The sequence below is a fragment of the Xanthomonas sp. SHU 308 genome (assembly GCF_000364645.1).
In the GTDB taxonomy this organism is placed as follows: domain Bacteria; phylum Pseudomonadota; class Gammaproteobacteria; order Xanthomonadales; family Xanthomonadaceae; genus Xanthomonas_A; species Xanthomonas_A sontii.
This window is the reverse complement of sequence record NZ_AQOK01000333.1, coordinates 1-2046: the sequence shown is the minus strand read 5'-3', so window position 1 is coordinate 2046 and position 2046 is coordinate 1. Positions and strand designations below refer to the sequence as shown.

Below are 2046 nucleotides of genomic sequence, written 5' to 3'. Positions count from 1 at the left end.
CGGCGGTGGCTGCTGCCGCCGAAGCACGGCCGGTGATGCCGAGCGCGGCCTCGCGGGTGAAGATGGCGCCCGGCATGCGTCCGCTGATCGTGGCCATCGATCCCGGCCATGGCGGCCAGGATCCCGGCGCCAGCGGTCCGACCGGCAAGCATGAGAAGGACGTGACCCTGGCGATCGGCCGCGAACTGGCGCGCCAGATCAACGCCACGCCAGGCATGAAGGCCTACATGACCCGCACCACCGACGTGTTCATTCCTCTGCCGATGCGCGCGCAGAAGGCGCGTGCGGCCAAGGCCGACATCTTCATCTCTATCCACGCCGACGCGGCCGAGAACCGCAGCGCGACCGGTTCCTCGGTCTATGTGCTGTCGACCAAGGGCGCGTCCTCGCAGCGCGCGCGCTGGCTGGCCGACAAGGAAAACGCTGCCGACCTGATCGGTGGCGTGCGCCTGCAGAAGACCGACAGCACCCTGGCCAACGTGTTGCTGGACCTGGCCCAGAGCGGCCACATGAAGTCCTCCGAAGATGCGGCCGAGCAAGTGCTGGGCGGACTCAAGCGGATCGGCAACAACCACAAGCCCGAGATCGAGCGCGCGAACTTCGCGGTGCTGCGCACCTCGGACATGCCGGCGATGCTGGTCGAGACCGCCTTCATCTCCAACCCCGACGAAGAACGCCGGCTGACCGATCCGGCCTACCAGCGCCGCATCGCCGGTGCCGTGCTCGATGGCGTCAGCACCTTCTTCACCCGGCAGCCGCCGCCGGGCACGCTGTTCGCCGCGCGCGCGCAGGCCGAGGCGGAAGCGGCCAGCACGGTGGCCGGCGGCAGCCGCTGAGGCGCTATCATTAACGGCTGATCCTCGATGACGGCGTCCGCGCCGCGAGCCGTGCCGATGTTCTTCTTCTGCTGTCGTTTTCGTCCTGTCGCCACGACCGGCGCGCGTCTGTGCGCGCATGGAGCGAGGACGGCATGAGCATCCGGCAGCTGCCCGAGATCCTGATCAACCAGATCGCCGCTGGCGAAGTGGTCGAGCGTCCGGCCTCTGTCGTCAAGGAACTGGTGGAGAACGCGCTGGACGCCGGTGCGCACCGCGTCGACATCGATCTGGAAGAAGGCGGCGTGCGCCTGATCCGCATCCGCGACGACGGTGGCGGTATCGCGCCCGAGGAACTGCCGCTGGCCATCTCGCGGCACGCGACCAGCAAGATCGCCTCGCTGGACGACCTGGAATCGGTGGGCACGCTCGGGTTCCGTGGCGAAGCGTTGCCGTCGATCGCCTCGGTCAGCCGCTTCACCCTGGCCTCGCGCCGTGCCGGCGACGAACACGGTGCGGCGCTGCAGGTCGACGGCGGCAAGGTCGGCGAGGTGCAGCCGCGTGCGTTGCCGCCGGGCACCCTGGTCGAGGTCCGCGAGCTGTTCTACAACGTGCCGGCGCGGCGCAAGTTCCTGCGTGCCGAGCGCACCGAACTGGGCCACATCGAGGAGTGGCTGCGTTCGCTGGCGCTGGCGCGCCCCGACGTGGAGCTGCGCGTCTCGCACAACGGCAAGCCGTCGCGGCGCTACAAGCCGGGCGATCTGTACTCGGACGCGCGCCTGGGCGAGACCCTGGGCGAAGACTTCGCAAGGCAGGCGCTGCGCGTGGACCACAGCGGTGCCGGCCTGCGCCTGCATGGCTGGATTGCGCAGCCGCATTACTCGCGCGCCAGCGCCGACCAGCAATACCTCTACGTCAACGGCCGTTCTGTGCGCGATCGCAGTGTCGCTCATGCGGTGAAGATGGCCTACGGCGATGTGCTGTTCCATGGCCGCCAGCCGGCTTATGTGCTGTTCCTGGAACTGGAGCCGGCGCGGGTCGACGTCAACGTGCATCCGGCCAAGCACGAGGTGCGTTTCCGCGATGCGCGGCTGATCCATGATTTCGTCTACCGCACGCTGCAGGATGCGCTGGCGCAGACCCGTGCCGGCAGCCTGCCGGGCACGCTCGGTGCCGAAGCGACGGCCGCGGTGCCTGCCGCGGGCGCTGCGGCCTGGGCGCCCGCGGGCCT

At 69.5% G+C, this 2046-nt stretch carries 2 protein-coding genes; both read left to right on the top strand.

Annotated features, from left to right (window positions below):
• On the top strand, positions 1-836 hold an 836-nt coding region (locus D588_RS0111590), incomplete at its 5' end, for an N-acetylmuramoyl-L-alanine amidase (RefSeq protein ID WP_026143614.1).
• A 134-nt stretch (positions 837-970) separates the two neighbouring features.
• Positions 971-2046 (top strand): DNA mismatch repair endonuclease MutL (gene mutL / locus D588_RS0111585; RefSeq protein ID WP_017916091.1); only part of this gene is annotated, 1076 nt, incomplete at its 3' end.